The 17,528-nt window shown below is 68.3% G+C and carries 14 protein-coding genes and 1 pseudogene; 7 read left to right on the top strand and 8 right to left on the bottom strand.

Going from position 1 to position 17,528, the window contains the following annotated elements; genetic code table 11:
- Positions 1-87 precede the first annotated feature (87 nt).
- On the top strand, positions 88-1,419 hold the full coding sequence (locus ACLBYD_RS12125; protein ID WP_447816617.1) for an ABC transporter substrate-binding protein: 1,332 nt from the start codon (positions 88-90) through the stop codon (positions 1,417-1,419).
- Between the two features lie 40 nt (positions 1,420-1,459).
- Here the strand turns inward: ACLBYD_RS12125 and ACLBYD_RS12130 are convergent, their stop codons facing one another.
- From ACLBYD_RS12130 to ACLBYD_RS12145, 4 genes are read right to left on the bottom strand one after another with little or no spacing between them, the layout of a single operon-like run.
- Positions 1,460-2,284, bottom strand: a complete 825-nt coding sequence (locus ACLBYD_RS12130) for an ABC transporter ATP-binding protein (RefSeq protein WP_447816618.1) — start codon at positions 2,282-2,284, stop codon at positions 1,460-1,462.
- Positions 2,281-3,315 (bottom strand): ABC transporter ATP-binding protein, encoded by a 1,035-nt coding sequence (locus ACLBYD_RS12135; protein WP_447816619.1) that lies wholly within the window; start codon positions 3,313-3,315, stop codon positions 2,281-2,283. The genes ACLBYD_RS12130 and ACLBYD_RS12135 overlap by 4 nt, the downstream gene beginning before the upstream one ends.
- Positions 3,308-4,297, bottom strand: a complete 990-nt coding sequence (locus ACLBYD_RS12140) for a branched-chain amino acid ABC transporter permease (RefSeq protein ID WP_060652921.1) — start codon at positions 4,295-4,297, stop codon at positions 3,308-3,310. Before ACLBYD_RS12140 ends, ACLBYD_RS12135 begins: the two co-directional genes overlap by 8 nt.
- 3 nt (positions 4,298-4,300) lie before the next feature.
- Positions 4,301-5,671 (bottom strand): branched-chain amino acid ABC transporter permease, encoded by a 1,371-nt coding sequence (locus tag ACLBYD_RS12145; protein WP_447816620.1) that lies wholly within the window; start codon positions 5,669-5,671, stop codon positions 4,301-4,303.
- A 255-nt stretch (positions 5,672-5,926) separates the two neighbouring features.
- Between ACLBYD_RS12145 and polA the strand changes: the two genes are divergently transcribed.
- A complete protein-coding gene (gene polA / locus ACLBYD_RS12150) occupies positions 5,927-8,650 on the top strand; it encodes a DNA polymerase I (protein WP_447816621.1) in 2,724 nt (907 codons plus the stop codon).
- Positions 8,651-8,730: 80 nt separating this feature from the next.
- On the opposite strand, the gene trxA is transcribed toward polA, so the two are convergent.
- The 3 genes from trxA to ACLBYD_RS12165 all read right to left on the bottom strand — a co-directional run bounded on the left by trxA (position 8,731) and on the right by ACLBYD_RS12165 (position 11,024).
- Positions 8,731-9,102 (bottom strand): thioredoxin, encoded by a 372-nt coding sequence (trxA, locus tag ACLBYD_RS12155; RefSeq protein ID WP_447816622.1) that lies wholly within the window; start codon positions 9,100-9,102, stop codon positions 8,731-8,733.
- 163 nt (positions 9,103-9,265) lie between these two features.
- Entirely contained in the window at positions 9,266-10,273 is a 1,008-nt protein-coding gene (locus ACLBYD_RS12160; RefSeq protein ID WP_447816623.1) for a GlxA family transcriptional regulator, read from the bottom strand.
- A gap of 232 nt (positions 10,274-10,505) precedes the next feature.
- Complete coding sequence (locus ACLBYD_RS12165; protein ID WP_447816624.1) at positions 10,506-11,024, bottom strand: 2'-5' RNA ligase family protein; 519 nt, start codon at positions 11,022-11,024, stop codon at positions 10,506-10,508.
- Between the two features lie 37 nt (positions 11,025-11,061).
- Here ACLBYD_RS12165 and ACLBYD_RS12170 point away from each other — a divergent pair, with 37 nt between their 5' ends.
- The 4 genes from ACLBYD_RS12170 to ACLBYD_RS12185 all read left to right on the top strand — a co-directional run bounded on the left by ACLBYD_RS12170 (position 11,062) and on the right by ACLBYD_RS12185 (position 14,890).
- Positions 11,062-12,129, top strand: coding sequence for an isocitrate/isopropylmalate dehydrogenase family protein (locus ACLBYD_RS12170; RefSeq protein WP_447816668.1), 1,068 nt, complete (start codon positions 11,062-11,064; stop codon positions 12,127-12,129).
- Positions 12,130-12,249: 120 nt separating this feature from the next.
- Positions 12,250-13,122, top strand: a complete 873-nt coding sequence (locus ACLBYD_RS12175) for an ABC transporter substrate-binding protein (RefSeq protein ID WP_447816669.1) — start codon at positions 12,250-12,252, stop codon at positions 13,120-13,122.
- Positions 13,123-13,133: 11 nt separating this feature from the next.
- Complete coding sequence (locus ACLBYD_RS12180; RefSeq protein WP_447816625.1) at positions 13,134-14,120, top strand: amino acid ABC transporter permease; 987 nt, start codon at positions 13,134-13,136, stop codon at positions 14,118-14,120.
- Complete coding sequence (locus tag ACLBYD_RS12185) at positions 14,117-14,890, top strand: amino acid ABC transporter ATP-binding protein (protein ID WP_060652929.1); 774 nt, start codon at positions 14,117-14,119, stop codon at positions 14,888-14,890. The genes ACLBYD_RS12180 and ACLBYD_RS12185 overlap by 4 nt, the downstream gene beginning before the upstream one ends.
- Positions 14,891-14,915: 25 nt before the next feature.
- Here the strand turns inward: ACLBYD_RS12185 and ACLBYD_RS12190 are convergent.
- A pseudogene (locus ACLBYD_RS12190) lies at positions 14,916-15,829 on the bottom strand (class I SAM-dependent methyltransferase).
- 219 nt (positions 15,830-16,048) lie between these two features.
- Between ACLBYD_RS12190 and rpsA the strand changes: the two are divergent.
- Positions 16,049-17,509, top strand: a complete 1,461-nt coding sequence (gene rpsA, locus ACLBYD_RS12195) for a 30S ribosomal protein S1 (RefSeq protein ID WP_016691436.1) — start codon at positions 16,049-16,051, stop codon at positions 17,507-17,509.
- The last annotated feature ends 19 nt before the right edge of the window (positions 17,510-17,528 follow it).

Genomic DNA, 17,528 nt, shown 5'->3' on the forward strand with positions numbered 1-17,528 from the left:
CCGGTTCGCAGGGTGCTTCGGACCGCTATGTTTCGACCACATCCGGAATCCGCCGGATGCGGTGTCAGGCGTTCGAAGGAGAGTTGAATGGCAAGACGGACTCTGGTCCGCGCCGTAGCGGTACTCGGTGCTGCGACGCTCGCCCTCGCCGGGTGTGGTTCGGACAGCGACGATTCGGCATCCGGTACGTCGGCCGGTGACGAGGGGTCGGCGGCCGCGACGACCGTCGAGACCGACTGCGAACCACAGCAGGCCACAGCAGGGGCGACTCCCGCCACGGGACCGCTGAAGATCGGCACGATTCTCCCCGAGACCGGCAGTCTCGCCTTCCTCGGACCGCCGGAGGTCGCTGCCGTCCGGCTCGCCGTCGAGGACATCAACGCCGCGGGCGGTGTTCTCGACCAGCCGGTCGAACTGTTCCCGGGCGATTCCGGGGACACGACGACCGACACCGCGAACACCACCGTCGATCGGCATCTCGCCAACGGCACCCAGGTGATCGTCGGTGCCGCCTCGTCGTCGGTCTCGCTCAAGGTGATCGACAAGATCGTCAGTGCCGGTGTGGTGCAGTTCTCGCCGGCGAACACCTCCGACCAGTTCGTCTGCTACGCCGACCGCGGGTTGTACTTCCGCACCGCCCCGACCGACGTGCTCCAGGCGCAGGCCCTTGCGCAGCTGATCGCCGAGGACGGGGCGCAGCGCGTGTCGATCCTGGCGTTGAACGACCCGTACGGCACCGGTCTCGCCGAGAACACCGTGAACAACCTCGTCGACGCCGGTATCCCGGAGGACCAGATCCAGAAGATCATCTACGACCCCAACGCGCAGTCGTTCAACGCGGAGATCGACCAGGTGGCCAACTTCGCACCGGATGCGGTGGCGCTCATCGGCTTCGAGGAGTCGGCGAAGATCATCACCCGTATGCACGAGGTGGGCATCGGCCCGTCCGACGGCATGGCGGTCTTCGGCGTCGACGGCAACATGGGGAACGCGCTGGGCGAGAACGTCGCCGAAGGACTGCTCGACGGCATGGCCGGGACCACGCCGCTGACCGACACCGGCGAGGAGTTCCAGCAGCGACTGCTCGGCGTCGACCCGGGCCTGATCGACTTCAACTACGCCGGTGAGTCCTACGACGCCGTGATCGTCTCGGCGCTGGCGGCGGAACAGGCAGGGTCGACCGCCGGGGTGGACATCGCCGCGAACATCAACTCGGTGACCCGTGACGGGGAGAAGTGCACCAGCTACCAGCAGTGCCTCGACCTTCTCCGCGCGGATCAGGACATCGACTACGACGGTGCCACCGGCGAACTCACCTTCGTGGACGCGGGCGAACCCGGCGTGGGCTCGTACGGCCGGCTCGTGTTCGGCCCCGACAACACCCTGACCACCGAGGACTACATCGTGGTGGGGGAGTGACCCGCAGGTCGTGAGCGAAGGGGTGATCGCCGGTGGGCGGTCACCCCTTCCGCTTCTCCCGGCTCCCGGCGAGGGTACCGAGATACAGTTCCACGACCTTCGGGTCGTGCATGAGATTGCTGCCGGTATCGGTGTACGCGTTGCGGCCCTGGTCGAGGACATATCCGCGATCGCAGATCTGCAGGCAGCGACGAGCATTCTGCTCGACCATGATGATCGACACCCCCGCCGCGTTGATCTTCTTGCAGCGGATGAACACCTCGTCCTGGAACATCGGCGACAGTCCCGCGGACGGCTCGTCGAGGAGCAGCACCGACGGCTCCATCATCAGCGCGCGGCCCATCGCGACCATCTGCCGCTCGCCACCGGAGAGCGCTCCCGCCTTGACCTTCCGGCGCTCGGCCAACAGGGGGAACAACGAGGCCACCCGCTCGAACTGCTTCTCGAAGTCCTTCGGGCGCAGATAGATCCCCATCTCGAGGTTTTCCTCGATGGTCAGTGAGGGGAACACGTTCTGCGTCTGCGGCACGTAGCCGATGCCCTTGCGCACCAGGATGTGTGCGGGTGCCGAGGTGATCTCGTCCCCGCCGAGCGTGACGGTGCCGCTGCGGATGGGGATGAGGCCGAACAGCGCCTTGAGCAGGGTCGACTTACCGGCCCCATTCGGGCCGATGATGCCCACGATCTCACCGTCGCGCAGGTAGAAATTGCAGCCGCGCAGGATGTCGACGCCGGGGAAGTAACCGGCCACGAGATCGTCGGCGCGCAGGAGGGCGCCGGTCGCGAGACGGGCGTGTTCCTCCGGGGTCGCGGCACGTTCCGCCGGCGTCGTGCCGGTGGATGCAGGGGTGATGTTGTCGCTCACGGCTTCTCCGGTGTCGTGGTCGTCGCGTCCGTCGACGTCGCATCGGGATCGGACAGGTCGCCTCCGGCCTCGAGGGTCTGCGCTTCCGCGTCCGCGAGGGCGTCGGCGAGTTCGGCGGTCGCGCCCACGGGATTGCCCTCGTCGTCGAACTCGAGTGCCTGGTCGTGGTGACTGCCGAGATAGGCGTCGACCACGGCGGGATCGGACGACAGCGTGTCCGGCGGTGCCTCCGCGATCACCGAACCCTGCGCCATCACCACCACCCAGTCGGAGATGTCGCGGATGACGTCCATGTCGTGCTCGACGAACACCACCGTCGTCCCGTCGTCGCGCAGGGTCTTGATGTGTCCCAGCAGATTCTGCGTGAGTGCCGGATTGACGCCGGCCATCGGCTCGTCGAGCATGACGACGGTCGGCTCGGTCATCAGCGCACGGGCCATCTCGAGCAGTTTGCGTTGGCCGCCGGACAGTGAACCGGCGAAGTCGTCGGCCTTCGCGGCCAGGCCGAAACGGTCGAGCAGTTCGTATGCGCGCGTGGTGATCTCGCGTTCCTGGCGGCGCCATGTCCACGGCAACAGTGCGCCGGCCATGCGCTCGCCGGTCTGGTGCCGGGCGCCGAGACGGACGTTGTCGAGGACCGTCATCTTCGACAGCGCCTTGGTGAGCTGGAAGGTGCGCACGATCCCGCGCCGCGCCACCTGATGGGGGTGGAGGCGGCCGAGCGGGACGCCGTCCATCGCCCAGGTGCCCGTGTCGGGCCGGTCGAAGCCCGTGAGGAGATTGAACAGGGTGGTCTTGCCGGCACCGTTCGGGCCGATCAGGCCGGTGATGCACGAGCGCTGGATCTCGAGATGGCCCACGTCCACGGCCTTGAGACCGCCGAACGTGCGGCACAGATCGTCGACGACGAGGATCGGGTCGGGTTTGGCGGCGCCGGGGGTGCGGTCGACACCGGCGAACAGTGCGGCACGTTCGTCGGCACCGAGGACCGCGCGCGGCGGTTTCGGGTCGGGTCGGATCGTGTCAGGCATCGAGTTGCACCTTCCGCTTGCTTCCCAGGATGCCTTGTGGCCGGAAGACCATCATCACCGCGATGAGAATGCCGAGCAGCACGTACCGCATCGCGCCGACCTGCTGTTCGGTGAGGGGGAGCAGCGGGTCGGGTCCGGCGATCGCCTGGCGGAGGAAGGCGTCCGGGAGGGTGAGCAGGAACCAGAACACCATGGCGCCGAGCACCGGTCCGAAAACCGTTCCCGCACCCCCGAGGATCAGCGCGCCGAACGCGAAGAAGGTCTGCGCGGTCGAGTAGAAGTCGGGGTTGATCGATTTGGTCTGCAGGGCGTTGAAGACGCCGCCGAGACCGCCGATCATGCCGCCGAGCACCAGGGCCTGCATCTTGTAGGCGAAGACGTTCTTGCCGAGCGCGCGGGCGGCGTCCTCGTCCTCGCGCACCGCCTCGAGGACCCGCCCCCACGGACTGTGGGAGAGGAGGTAGACCAGCCCGCACAGCAACAGCACGAGGGTCCAGCCGACGACCATCGCCCACAGGTCGTCGCCGTAGAACCGCATCCCGAGCAGGTTGTACTGGCGACTCGAATCGAACGGGCTCAGCGATGTGAACGGGTCGGCGAATCCCCACAGGCCGCGGGTGGATCCGGTCACCGAGTCGGACGCGGTCGAGCGGAACACCAGCCGCAGGATCTCCGCCGCGGCGATCGTCGCGATGGCGAGATAGTCGGCCCGCAACCGCAGGGTGGGGATGCCGAGGACGAGTGCGAGCAGACCTGCCAGCGCGAGGCCGACGAGGATGCCCACCCACAACGGCTGGTCGTAGGTGACGGTCATGATGCCCACGCCGTAACCGCCCAGCAGCGCGAACCCGATCTGACCGAAGTTCAGCAGACCGGCGTAGCCGTAGTGCAGGTTCAGGCCGATCGCGAGCAGCGCGTAGAAGATCGCCGACGGGCCGATGAGCTGGGCGAAGGAAACCTGGAGTACCGCAACGATATCCATGGGTCACCCGATCCTTGTCCGACTGCCGAGGATGCCCTGGGGGCGGATGACCAGGATGACGATGAGTACGAGCAGACCGCCGATGTACTTCAGGTCCGGATTGATGACGAGGGTGGACAGCTGGACCAGCAGACCCACCACGACGCAGCCGACCAGCGCGCCGTAGGCGGTGCCGAGGCCGCCGAGGATGATGCCGGCGAACATCAACAGGAGCAGCTTGAACCCCATCTCCCACTGCACGCGTCCACCGAGCTCCGACAGGCCGAAGAGCACACCACCGAGCGCGGCGAGCCCACCACCGAGCCCCCACACGAACCGGATGACGTGTTCGACGTCGATCCCCGACGACGCCGCGAGGTCGCGGTTGTCGGCCACGGCGCGCATCGCCTTGCCGATCCGGGTGCGCTGCAGCAGCAGGGCGACGCCGACGAGCACCACCAGGCTGATTACGATGCATGCGAGATTGACCGGGGTGATCGCGATCGGCCCCCACACGAGCTGCTGTTGCGCCTGGTAGTCGTCGAACGGCTGGGTGCGGTCGGAGTAGAAGGCCAGGATGAGATAGCGCAACGAGATCGCGAGCCCGATCGACACCACCAGCTGGGCGATCAGGCCGGTGCGGCGGCGCCGGAGCGGCGCCCAGATGAGTGCGTTGTTGAGCAGGCCGATGACGATGCCGACGATCACCGCGAGGATCGTCGCCGGTATCAGCTGGACACCGAGGGTGACGTTGAAGATCCAGGCCGCGACCGCGCCGAGGGTCACCAGCTCGCCGTGGGCGAAGTTCGTCAGGCCGGTCGTACCGAAGATGAGGCTCAGGCCCACCCCGGCGATCGCGATGACCAGACCGAAACGCAGACCGTCGACGATGGTGCGCACCAGCGTCTCGCCCCACGCCACCGTCGACCCGGTGCGCGCCTCCCCGAACGAGAAGATCACCGTGTTCGCCCGTCCCGGTGCCACGTCGCGGGTCACCGAGGTCTGGACGGTGACGTCGTCGGGCAGGCTCTCGGTGTCGACCTCGAAGACGTAGGTGCCCGGCGGAACGGTGAGCTCCCAGCGACCACCGTCGGCCGATTCGGTTTCCGCGACCACCTCGCCGCCCTCGGTGGTCGCACGGACGACGACACCGTCGAGTCGTTCGCCGGCATTGTTGAGCGTTCCGCGGACGGTCACCCCCTCCGCGGATTCCTCGTCGGGTGCGGCCGGTGCTGTGTTCGCGGGCGGTGAGGGTGGGTCCGGTGGATCCTGGGCGGAGGAGAGGCCGGCGCCGACGAGGACGAACAGGACACTCGCGAGCGTGACGAGTGCGGCGCGGACCGATCGGTGGAGGGTCGAGGTCGGTCGTCGCCGACATCCCGAGGTAGGGGCCACGCAGGTCCTCCCGGTGGGTGCGCTGTCATCGAGCGCGGCACTGCGCCCGGGGCATCATCGTCAACCGCGGTGACGCCGGACTACGGTGTCGTGACAGGGGACTCTAACGGCTGGATCGCACGTCCACGGGAAAAATTGGATCACCCGGACGTTTCGGTCTCGTTTCTTCGGACAACGAGTGTTCGCACATACCGGAGAGGTGCTGGTCGGGCGGTGTGGCCGACGCTGTCGTCCTCGGTCCCTAGACTGGCACGCGTGACCCGTGCATCCACTTCCGCGACGTCCACCGCGGCCACCGACGACCGCCCGACCCTGCTGCTCCTCGACGGCCATTCCCTCGCGTTCCGCGCGTTCTACGCGCTGCCCGCCGAGAACTTCAAGACCCACAGCGGGCAGACCACGAACGCGGTCTACGGGTTCACCTCCATGCTCATCAACCTGCTGCGCGACGAACAGCCCACGCACGTCGCGGCAGCATTCGACGTCAGCCGCAAGACCTTCCGCGCCGAACTGTTCGCCGCCTACAAGGCCCAGCGCAGCGCCGCACCCGACGACTTCAAGGGTCAGATCGAACTCACCAAGGACGTCCTCGGGGCGATGGGGATCCCGGTGATGGCGATCGAGGGCTACGAGGCCGACGACATCATCGCCACGCTCGCGACGCAGGCGCACGCCCAGGGCTTCCGGGTGCTCGTGGTGACCGGCGACCGCGACGCGCTCCAACTCGTCAACGGCGACATCACGGTGCTGTATCCGCGGCGCGGCGTCTCCGACCTGACGCGCTTCACCCCCGACGCGGTGGAGGAGAAGTACGGACTCACCCCCGAACAGTATCCGGACTTCGCGGCGCTGCGCGGCGACCCGAGCGACAACCTGCCCGGCATCCCCGGCGTCGGCGAGAAGACCGCCGCGAAATGGATCCGCGAGTACGGAAGTCTGAGCGGACTCGTCGACCGCGTCGACGAGGTGCGCGGCAAGACCGGCGAGGCGCTGCGCGAGAACCTGTCCAACGTGTTGCTCAACCGCCAGCTCACCGAGATGGTGCGCGACGTGGCCGTGCCGTACACCCCCGAACAACTCGCCCTCGCCCCGTGGGACCGCGACCGTATCCACCGCCTGTTCGACGATCTCGAGTTCAAGGTGCTGCGCGACCGGCTGTTCGAGACGCTCTCGTCGGCCGAGCCCGAGGCCGAGGAGGGCTTCGAGGTGCGCGGCGGGATCGTCGAGCCGGGTGCCCTCGGCGACTGGCTCGCCGAGCACGCCCCGGAGGGTCGACGTCATGGTCTCGCCGTGGTGGGCACCGGCATTCCCTACGGAGGCGACGCGACCGCGATCGCCGTCGCCGGGGCCGACGGTGAGGGCGCCTATGTGAGCACAGTGGCGCTCACGCCCGAGGACGAGAACGCCCTCGCCGCATGGCTCGCGAACCCCGCCGTGGAGAAGGCCGTGCACGAGGCGAAGTTCGCCATCCACGCGCTGCGCGGACGCGGCTGGACGCTCGCCGGCATCACCAGCGACACCGCGCTCGCCGCCTATCTGGTGCGGCCCGGCCAGCGCTCGTTCAAGCTCGACGACCTGTCGCTGCGCTACCTCAAGCGTGAGCTGCGGGTGGAAGACACCGGTGCGCAACAACTCTCGTTGCTCGACGACGAGGACGCCGCCGACGCGCAGGCGGCCGAGGCGCAGATCCTCGCGGCGCGCGCCGTCGTCGACCTCGCCGCGGCCCTCGACACCGAACTCGGCGAGATCGAGTCGGTGCGCCTGCTCACCGAGATGGAACTGCCACTGCTCGAGGTCCTTGCCGATCTCGAGGCCACGGGCATCGCCGTCGACTCGACGCACCTGCACGACCTGCAGTCCGAATTCGCGGCCCAGGTCGCCGCCGCCGCGAACGCCGCCTACGAGGTGATCGGCAAGCAGATCAACCTCGGTTCGCCGAAGCAGCTTCAGGTGGTGCTCTTCGACGAGCTCGAGATGCCGAAGACGAAGAAGACCAAGACCGGTTACACCACCGACGCCGACGCGCTGCAGAACCTGTTCGACAAGACGGGCCATCCCTTCCTCGAACATCTGCTCGCGCACCGCGAGCACACCAAGATGAAGACCACCGTCGACGGGCTCGTCAAGTCCATCGCCGACGACGGTCGCATCCACACCACCTTCAACCAGACCGTCGCGGCGACGGGCCGGCTCTCGTCGACCGAGCCGAACCTCCAGAACATCCCGGTGCGGACGGAAGCCGGTCGCCGGATCCGCGACGGGTTCGTGGTGGGCAACGGTTTCGACGTGCTGCTCACCGCCGACTACAGCCAGATCGAGATGCGCATCATGGCGCACCTGTCGGCCGACGAGGGGCTCATCGAGGCATTCCGTACGGGCGAGGACCTGCACACCTTCGTGGCGTCGCGGGCGTTCGGGCTGCCGCTCGAGGAGGTCACCCCGGAGCTGCGTCGCCGCGTCAAGGCGATGTCCTACGGTCTCGCTTACGGGTTGAGCGCCTACGGTCTCGCCCAGCAGCTGAAGATCTCCACCGACGAGGCCCGCGAGCAGATGGAGGCCTACTTCACCCGCTTCGGCGGCGTGCGCGACTACCTCTACAACGTGGTCGAGGAGGCCCGCAAGGTCGGCTACACGTCCACCCTCTACGGCCGCCGCCGGTACCTGCCCGACCTCAACAGCGACAACCGGCAGCGCCGGGAGATCGCCGAGCGCGCCGCGCTCAACGCCCCCATCCAGGGCACGGCCGCCGACATCATCAAGGTCGCGATGATCGACGTGCAGAAGGCGCTGAACGAGGCCGGACTGCGGTCGCGGATGCTGCTGCAGGTGCACGACGAACTCGTGCTCGAAGTGGTCGAAGCCGAGCGCGAACAGGTCGAGGCGCTCGTGCGCGACAAGATGGACTCCGTCATCGAGCTGTCGGTGCCGCTCGAAGTCTCGGTCGGTTACGGCCGCAGCTGGGACGCCGCGGCGCACTGAGTCGCAGGCACACCGGCCGCAGGTACACGGAGCTGTACAGACGACGGCGCNCGGGGACGGGCGCCGTCGACGCGAGTGGGTCAGCCCTGCTCGGCGCGAGCCTCCGCGATCTGCTTGCGCACATCGTCCATGTCGAGGTTCTTGACCTGCGAGACGAGATCCTCGAGAGCGGCGGGCGGAAGAGCGCCGGCCTGGTTGTAGACGAGGATGCCTTCGCGGAACGCCATGATCGTGGGGATCGAGCGGATGTTCGCCGCCGCCGCGATGGTCTGCTCGGCCTCGGTGTCGACCTTCGCGTGCACGACGTCGGGGTGCTTGTCCGACGATGCCTCGAAGGTGGGGGCGAACTGCTTGCAGGGGCCGCACCAGTCGGCCCAGAAGTCCACGAGCACGATGTCGTTGCTCGTGACGACCTCGTCGAAGTCCTGCTGGGTGAGAGCCTTGGTTGCCACGGAAATCCTTTCGGTCGGGCGTGTCGACGGGTCCAACATCCGGCCGCCGCTGTTTCTTCCCGTTCGTTCCCTCCGCCACGCCTCGTGACGGGGTTCCTTCCGCCACGCTACGTGACGTGCCCGCTCCGGGGGCGCCGTCGGGAGGCGTCGATCGAGGGATGCGTCACACGCCGACCGGTTCGACGGACCGCCGGAAGGTCCGTCGGTAGGCGTGCGGAGTGGTCTGCCGCAGGCGCAGGAAATGCTGGCGCAGCACCGCAGCGGTGCCGAAACCGACGCGGTCGGCCACCACGTCGATCGGAAGGTCGGTCTCCTCGAGCAGGCGCTGCGCGGCCAGGACCCGCTGGTCGCGGAGCCAGCGCGCGGGCGTGACCCCGACCTCGGCGACGAACCGCCGCGCGAAGGTCCGCGCCGACATGTGCGCCTTCTGCGCCAGTGCGGCCACCGGGAGTTCCTGGTCGAGGTGCTCGCTCATCCAGTCGAGCAACGGCGCGAGCGACTCGTCCTTGCATTCGGGCAGTGGCATCGCGACGTACTGGGCCTGCCCACCGTCGCGGTGCGGTGGCACCACCATGCGCCGGGCGATCGTGTTGGCGACCTGGGCTCCCTGGGCGGAGCGGACGATGTGCAGGCACAGGTCGATGCCGGCCGCGGTGCCTGCGGCGGTGAGGACCGGATGGTCGTCGACGTAGAGCACGTCCCGGTCGACCTGCGCCGTCGGATACGTCCGGGCGAGACGGTCGGCGTGCATCCAGTGGGTCGTGCAGCGACGCCCGTCGAGCAACCCGGCCGCGCCGAGGATGAATGCCCCGGTGCACATGCTCGCCACGCGCGCGCCGCGGTCGACGGCGGCGCGCAGCTTCGCGAACAACGGTTCGAGGCGCACGTCGTCGAGTGCGATGCCCTCGCTGTTCACCGCCGGCAGCAGGATCAGGTCGGCGTCGTCGAGGAGATCGAGCGTGTGCGGCACCTCGATGGTGTAGCCGAAGCGGGTGCGCACCGGATCGGAGGTCGCGGCGACGAGGTGGAAGTCGTAGGTAGGCAGGCCGTCGTCTGAGCGGTCGAACCCGAACACCTCGCATGCCACGCCGAGTTCGAAGGTCTCGACGTAGGGGAGGACGGGGACGACCACCTTCTCGAGCCGGCCGGTGGTTCCAGGTGTTCCGGACACGGCATCCAGTGTGACACCGCGGTGGCAGAAAATCGATGTTCTCCGACGGCTCTGCCACTGTCGGGTGGGTTTCCGGCGCGGCAGGCTCGAAGCATGATCCTGCTGGTCCTCCTACTTCTGGCGGTCTTCCTCCTCCTCGACGTGCTGGCCCTCACCGGACGCACGCCCGACACCCATATGGAAGTGACGCAGTTCGGCGACTACCGCTTCTGAACCGCCCACCGCCCCCTGCTCAGGTGAGCAGCCACTCCCGCTTGGCCTCACCGTCCCATCGCCGCACACCCGCACTCGACCCGGTCAGCTGCCGCTCCGGCGTCTGCGCCGCCAGGACCGCGGTACCGACGCGCGCGGCCGGCACCCGCCGCGCGAGGGTGACGTGCGGCGTCCACTCACCGGGCCGGATGTGCGCGGAGATCCCGGGGCAGTCCGAAAGTACCTCGAATACCCGCGCCTGGAGTTCGAGCAGTTCGATCGACGGCACGACCGTGCGGGCGAGCGTCGCGTACCGGCCACCGAAGATCACCACGCCACCGAGCCGGAGGGTGATCCGCCGGACCGCGATGGCGGCCCGCAGCGCGTCCTCGAGTTCGTCCGGCACGGCATGGGCGACGAACAGCGTCACGTGCGGACGGTTGGACTCGGAACGGACCCGTCCCTGACTGTGCAGGCCGGCGTCGAGCAGCCGCGTCCACTCGTCGCGCACCGCCGCGTCGAGCGGGGCGTCGAGGAGGAGTTCCACCGACTGGACCACGGTAGGCAATGATGACCGGGTGACCGACGACACCGCAATGCTCCAGACCCACCGCATCGGACTTCTCGAGGGGGACGGCATCGGTCCCGAGATCGTGCCGGCGACCCGCAGGATCGTCGACACCGCCGTCGCGGCAGCCGGGGTCGCGGTCGACTGGGTGCCGCTGCCCGTCGGCGCCTCCGCGATCGAGACGCACGGCAGCCCGCTGCCACAGGTCACCCTCGACACCCTCGCCGAGCTCGACGCGTGGATCCTCGGCCCGCACGACAGTGCCTCGTACCCACCGGAGTTCCGCGGTCAGCTCACGCCCGGCGGACGGATCCGCAAGCACTTCGACCTGTACGCGAACATCCGGCCCGCGTGCGCACTGCCGGGAGCGCCGTCGGTGTCACCGAAGATGGATCTCGTCGTCGTCCGGGAGAACACCGAGGGTTTCTACGCCGACCGGAACATGGCCGTCGGCAGCGGCGAGTTCATGCCCACACCCGACATCGCGCTCGCGGTCGGGGTGATCACCCGCGCGGCGTGTGAACGCATCGCGCACACCGCCTTCGATCTCGCGTCGCGCCGCCGCAAGCGCGTGACCATCGTGCACAAGGCGAACGTGCTCTCCCGCACGACCGGCCTCTTCCGGGACGTGTGCCAGGAAGTGGGTCGTCTCTATCCGAGCGTCACCGTCGACGACCAGCACGTCGACGCGATGGCCGCGCTGCTCGTGCGCCGCGGCGCCGAGTTCGACGTGATCGCGACGGAGAACATGTTCGGCGACATCCTGTCCGACCTCGCTGCCGAACTGTCCGGCTCGCTCGGCACCGCGGCGTCGATCAACGCGTCGCGCACGAAGGCGATGGCCCAGGCGGCGCACGGCGCCGCACCGGACATCGCCGGGCAGGGCTGCGCCAACCCGATCGCGCTGATCCTCTCCGCCGCCATGCTTCTCGACCGTCTCGGGGCGCGCGCGGACATCGAGTTCTCCGCGGCCGCCCGCAGCATCGAGGACGCGGTGCGCGCGATCGTCGCGGCGGGTGTCGCGACCGCCGATCTCGGTGGCACCGCGTCGACGGACGAGTTCACCGCCGCCGTCGTCGCCCGCCTCGAGGCTTGAGCTTCGGGTTTGCATTCGGACCCCTCCCGGGTTGGATACTGTTCGACTGTGAATCGAGCAGTGCACACCCGCCGCGCGGCCTCGCTCGCGACCTCGTGGGGGCGTAGTCGCGTCCGGACCCTGAGCAGGCTGGCGGCGGGAGCAGCGGTGCTCGCCCTCGCGACCGGGTGCGTGGTGAACACCGAATCGACCGTCCCGCCCGGCGATCGCGTCACCGTCGAGAAGGTCGACGCCATTGCGAGCCAGTTGCCGGCCGACATCGCCGACGGCGGCACCCTCGAGGTCGGAGTGAACGTCCCGTACGCCCCCAACGAGTTCAAGGACGACGACGGCACCATCGTCGGCTTCGGTGTCGAACTCGTCCAGGCCCTCGGCGACGCACTCGGACTCGAGGCGGTGCTCAACGAAGCGGACTTCGACCGGATCATCCCGGCCGTCCAGGCGGGCACCTTCGAGATGGGTTCGTCGTCCTTCACCGACACGAAGGAACGCGAGGAATCGGTCGACTTCGTCACCTACTACAGCGCCGGGGTGCAATGGGCGCAGCGCACCGGTGAATCCGTCGACCCCGACAACGCGTGCGGACTGCGTGTGGCGGTGCAGACCACCACCATCGAGGACCTCGAGGAGGTCCCCGCCAAGAGCGAGGAGTGCGTCGCCCGCGGACTGCCGCCCATCGACAAGGTCAAGTACGACAGCCAGGACGAGGCCGCCAACGCCCTGATCCTCGGCCGGGTGGACGCACTGTCCGCCGACTCACCGGTCACGGCGTACGTCATCGCCCGCAGCGAGGGACGACTCGAACCGGCCGGTGAGGTCTTCGACGCCGCGCCCTACGGATTCGTCGTCGCGAAGGGTTCGCCCTTCGGTCCCGTACTGCAGCAGGCGGTGCAGTACCTCATCGACTCCGGTGCGTACGACGAGATCACCGCGCGCTGGGGCATGGAGGACGGCGCGATCACCGCCTCGCAGATCAACGGCGCGACGAGCTGAGAAAGGGAACCATGAGCGAGTCCACGTCCGCGAGATCCGCGGAACCGCGACCGGACGAACCGGAGCCGATACGCGCAGTACCCCTGCGGCATCCCGGACGATGGATCTCCGGTGCGATCGTCCTGATTGCACTCGGGCTGTTCGCCTGGGGAGCGGCCACCAACGAGGCCTACCGCTGGGACATCTACGCCCAGTACCTGTTCGACGCCCGCATCACCGCAGCCGCATGGAAGACCGTCCAGCTGACGGTGCTCGCCATGGCCATCGCCGTCGTCCTCGGCGTGGTGCTCGCCGTGATGCGTCTGTCCCCGAATCCCGTGCTGCGCTCCGTCGCGTGGCTGTACCTGTGGGTCTTCCGCGGAACCCCGGTGTACGTCCAGCTCGTGTTGTGGGGACTGTTCCCGTCGATCTACAAGCAGATCGACCTGGGGATCCCGTTCGTCCACCAGTTCGTCCACATCGACGTGCAGGGTCTGAACGCGGCGTTCCTGTTCGCCGTCATCGGTCTGGCACTCAACGAGGCGGCCTACATGGCGGAGATCGTGCGCGCCGGCATCACCTCCGTGCCCGAGGGGCAGCTGGAGGCGTCGACCGCGCTCGGCATGTCGTGGTCGCAGACCATCCGCCGCACCGTCCTGCCGCAGGCGATGCGGGTGATCATCCCGCCCACCGGCAACGAGTTGATCAGCATGCTCAAGACCACCTCGCTGGTCGCCGCCGTGCCCTACAGCCTCGAGCTGTACGGCCGGGCCCGCGACATCTCGGGTGCGAACTTCCAGCCGATCCCGCTGCTGCTCGTCGCCGCGACCTGGTACCTGGCGATCACCAGCCTGCTCATGATCGGTCAGTACTACCTCGAACGGCACTACTCGAAGGGCCTGAGCCGGCAGCTCACCGCCCGCCAGCTGCAGGCACTCGCCGACGCACAGAACGCACCGGTCACCGAGGCCGGCAAGCCGACGCCGAAGCCCGGCGCACCGGGGGAGGAACGCCTATGACGTCCGTCGACACGCCGATGGTGCGGGCCGACCGGGTCTGCAAGAGTTTCGGCGCCGTCAAGGTGCTCAAGGGCATCTCGCTCGAGGTCGGGCGCGGCCAGGTGACCTGCCTGATCGGCCCGTCCGGATCGGGCAAGTCGACCTTCCTGCGGTGCATCAACCACCTCGAACGCGTCGACGCCGGTCGCCTGTACGTCGACGGCGATCTCGTCGGCTACGCCGAGCGGGGTTCGAAGCTGTACGAACTGCATCCGCGGGCCGCGGCGAAACAGCGCCGCGACATCGGAATGGTGTTCCAGCACTTCAACCTGTTCCCGCACCGCACCGTGCTCGAGAACGTCATCGAGGCGCCGATGCTCGTGAAGAAGGCCAAGCGCAACGAGGCAGTCGACAAGGCCCGGGATCTGCTCGCACGGGTGGGGCTGGCCGACAAGGTCGACGCCTATCCCGCGCAGCTGTCGGGCGGCCAGCAGCAGCGCGTGGCGATCGCCCGCGCGCTCGCCATGGATCCCAAGCTCATGCTGTTCGACGAGCCCACCTCGGCTCTCGACCCCGAACTCGTCGGCGAGGTGCTCGCGGTGATGCGCGATCTCGCGGACGGCGGCATGACGATGGTCGTCGTCACGCACGAGATGGGCTTCGCGCGCGAGGTCGCCGATCAGCTCGTGTTCATGGACGGCGGCGTGGTCGTCGAGGCCGGGGATCCCCGCCAGGTGCTCGCCGACCCGAAGGAGAGTCGGACCCGGGAGTTCCTGTCCCGGCTGCTGTGAGCCCGGACCGGACGGTGCGCCGGGGTCAGTCGGGTTTGCGGCTGCAGAAGATGGCGGTGCCCGGGAAGATCGACCCGCGCAGCGGGCTCCACTGCCCCCACTCGCGGTCGAGATGCTCGGGCCACTCGGGTTCGACGATGTCGTAGACCTCGAGGCCGGCGGCGACGAGCTCGCGCACCCGGTCGCCCACGGTGCGGTGGTGCTCGGCGTAGGTCGCCCGGCCCGTTGCGTCCACCTCGACGTAGGGGGTCCGGTCGAAATACGGGAACATCGCGACCAGGCCCGGTTCGCCCGGATCGTCGGGGAAGATCCATCGCATCGGGTGGTTCACGGAGAACACCCACCGTCCGCCGGGCCGCAGCACCCGCGCCACCTCGCGCATCACCCGGGCGGAATCGGCGACGAAGGGCACCGCGCCGAACGCCGAGCACACGATGTCGAAGCTCGCGTCGGCGAACGGCAGGTTCTCGGCGCCGGCCTGCACGAGCGGAACCGCCGGACCGGCGGCGGCCATCGCCNCGCCGCGCGTCCGCGCTGCAGCATCCCCATGGAGATGTCCAGCCCGACCGCGCGGGCACCCTGTCCGGCGAGCCAGCGGGCGCACGGCGCCGAACCGCATCCGAGTTCGAGGACGTCGCGCCCGGTGACCGGGCCGAGCAACTGCACATCGCCCTCGTGCAGCCCTTCCGGGCACCACACGAACTCGCCGGCGGCCGAGTCCACGCCGAGGAACTCGCCGTGGGTGCGGTGGTAGTCGTCGGTGTCGGCGTCCCACCACACCCGGTTCGCGCGTTCGCTCTCGAGGGAGCCGAGGCGGGTCCGGGTGGGTCGGGTCTCGCCGAGGATCGTCTGGGCGTCCGCGTGCCGCGCGGCCTCGTCACCGGTCCCCTCCGGGGCGCCCGAAAGGTCTGGAAAAGGGGTGTTCGCGGAGCCCGACATGGGTGTGAGCCTATCGGGTGCGGGGGAGCGGTCCCGATATCGGTTTGCCCGGGTCCCCTCGAGACGCGTAGCCTGGTGATCGCGAGTGTCCGCAGTTCGGCTCCAGGGCCGAGCGAGGAACTCGCCGTGACTCGCACATCGCCGTATCGCAGTGGGTGTTTCACGTGCCCGACCGAATTTGACCAACCGACTATCAACCCGTCCGGAGCAACTCAACACATGGCCTCCACCACCGTCACCTCGCCGCAGGTAGCCGTCAACGACATCGGCTCCGCCGAGGATTTCCTCGCCGCCATCGACGCCACGATCAAGTACTTCAACGATGGCGACATCGTCGAGGGCACCATCGTCAAGGTCGATCGCGACGAGGTGCTGCTCGACATCGGTTACAAGACCGAAGGCGTCATCCCGTCCCGCGAGCTCTCCATCAAGCACGATGTCGACCCCAACGAGGTCGTGTCGGTGGGCGATGAGGTCGAGGCTCTTGTTCTCACCAAGGAGGACAAGGAAGGCCGTCTGATCCTGTCCAAGAAGCGTGCTCAGTACGAGCGCGCCTGGGGCACGATCGAGGAGCTCAAGGAGAAGGACGAGGCCGTCAAGGGCACCGTCATCGAGGTCGTCAAGGGCGGCCTGATCCTCGACATCGGCCTGCGTGGCTTCCTGCCCGCGTCGCTCGTCGAGATGCGTCGCGTCCGCGACCTCCAGCCGTACGTCGGCAAGGAGATCGAGGCCAAGATCATCGAGCTCGACAAGAACCGCAACAACGTGGTCCTGTCGCGCCGCGCATGGCTCGAGCAGACCCAGTCCGAGGTCCGCAGCGAGTTCCTGCACCAGCTCCAGAAGGGCCAGGTCCGCAAGGGCGTCGTGTCCTCCATCGTCAACTTCGGCGCCTTCGTCGATCTCGGCGGTGTCGACGGCCTCGTGCACGTCTCCGAGCTGTCCTGGAAGCACATCGACCACCCGTCCGAGGTCGTCGAGGTCGGCACCGAGGTCACCGTCGAGGTTCTCGACGTCGATCTCGACCGCGAGCGCGTCTCCCTGTCGCTCAAGGCGACGCAGGAAGATCCGTGGCGTCAGTTCGCCCGCACCCACGCGATCGGTCAGATCGTGCCGGGCAAGGTCACCAAGCTCGTTCCGTTCGGCGCGTTCGTCCGCGTCGAGGAGGGCATCGAGGGCCTCGTCCACATCTCCGAGCTGGCCGAGCGCCACGTCGAGGTCCCGGACCAGGTCGTTGCCGTCGGCGACGACGCGATGGTCAAGGTCATCGACATCGACCTCGAGCGTCGTCGTATCTCGCTGTCGCTGAAGCAGGCGAACGAGGACTACACCGCCGAGTTCGATCCGTCGAAGTACGGCATGGCCGACAGCTACGACGAGCAGGGCAACTACATCTTCCCCGAGGGCTTCGATCCCGAGACCAACGAATGGCTCGAGGGCTACGAGAAGCAGCGTGAGGAGTGGGAGTCCCGCTACGCGGAGGCCGAGCGTCGCCACAAGATGCACACCGCTCAGATCGAGAAGATGGCTGCCGACGAGGCTGCCGAAGCTGCGGCCGGCGTGTCCGGTGGCAACTACTCGTCCGAGTCGGGTGCCGAGGCTGCTCCGGAGACCGGCGGCGGATCGCTCGCGAGCGACGCCCAGCTCGCCGCTCTGCGCGAGAAGCTGTCGGGCAACGCCTGACACAGGGTTCCACGGACGG

The organism is Rhodococcus sp. C26F (assembly GCF_053345925.1).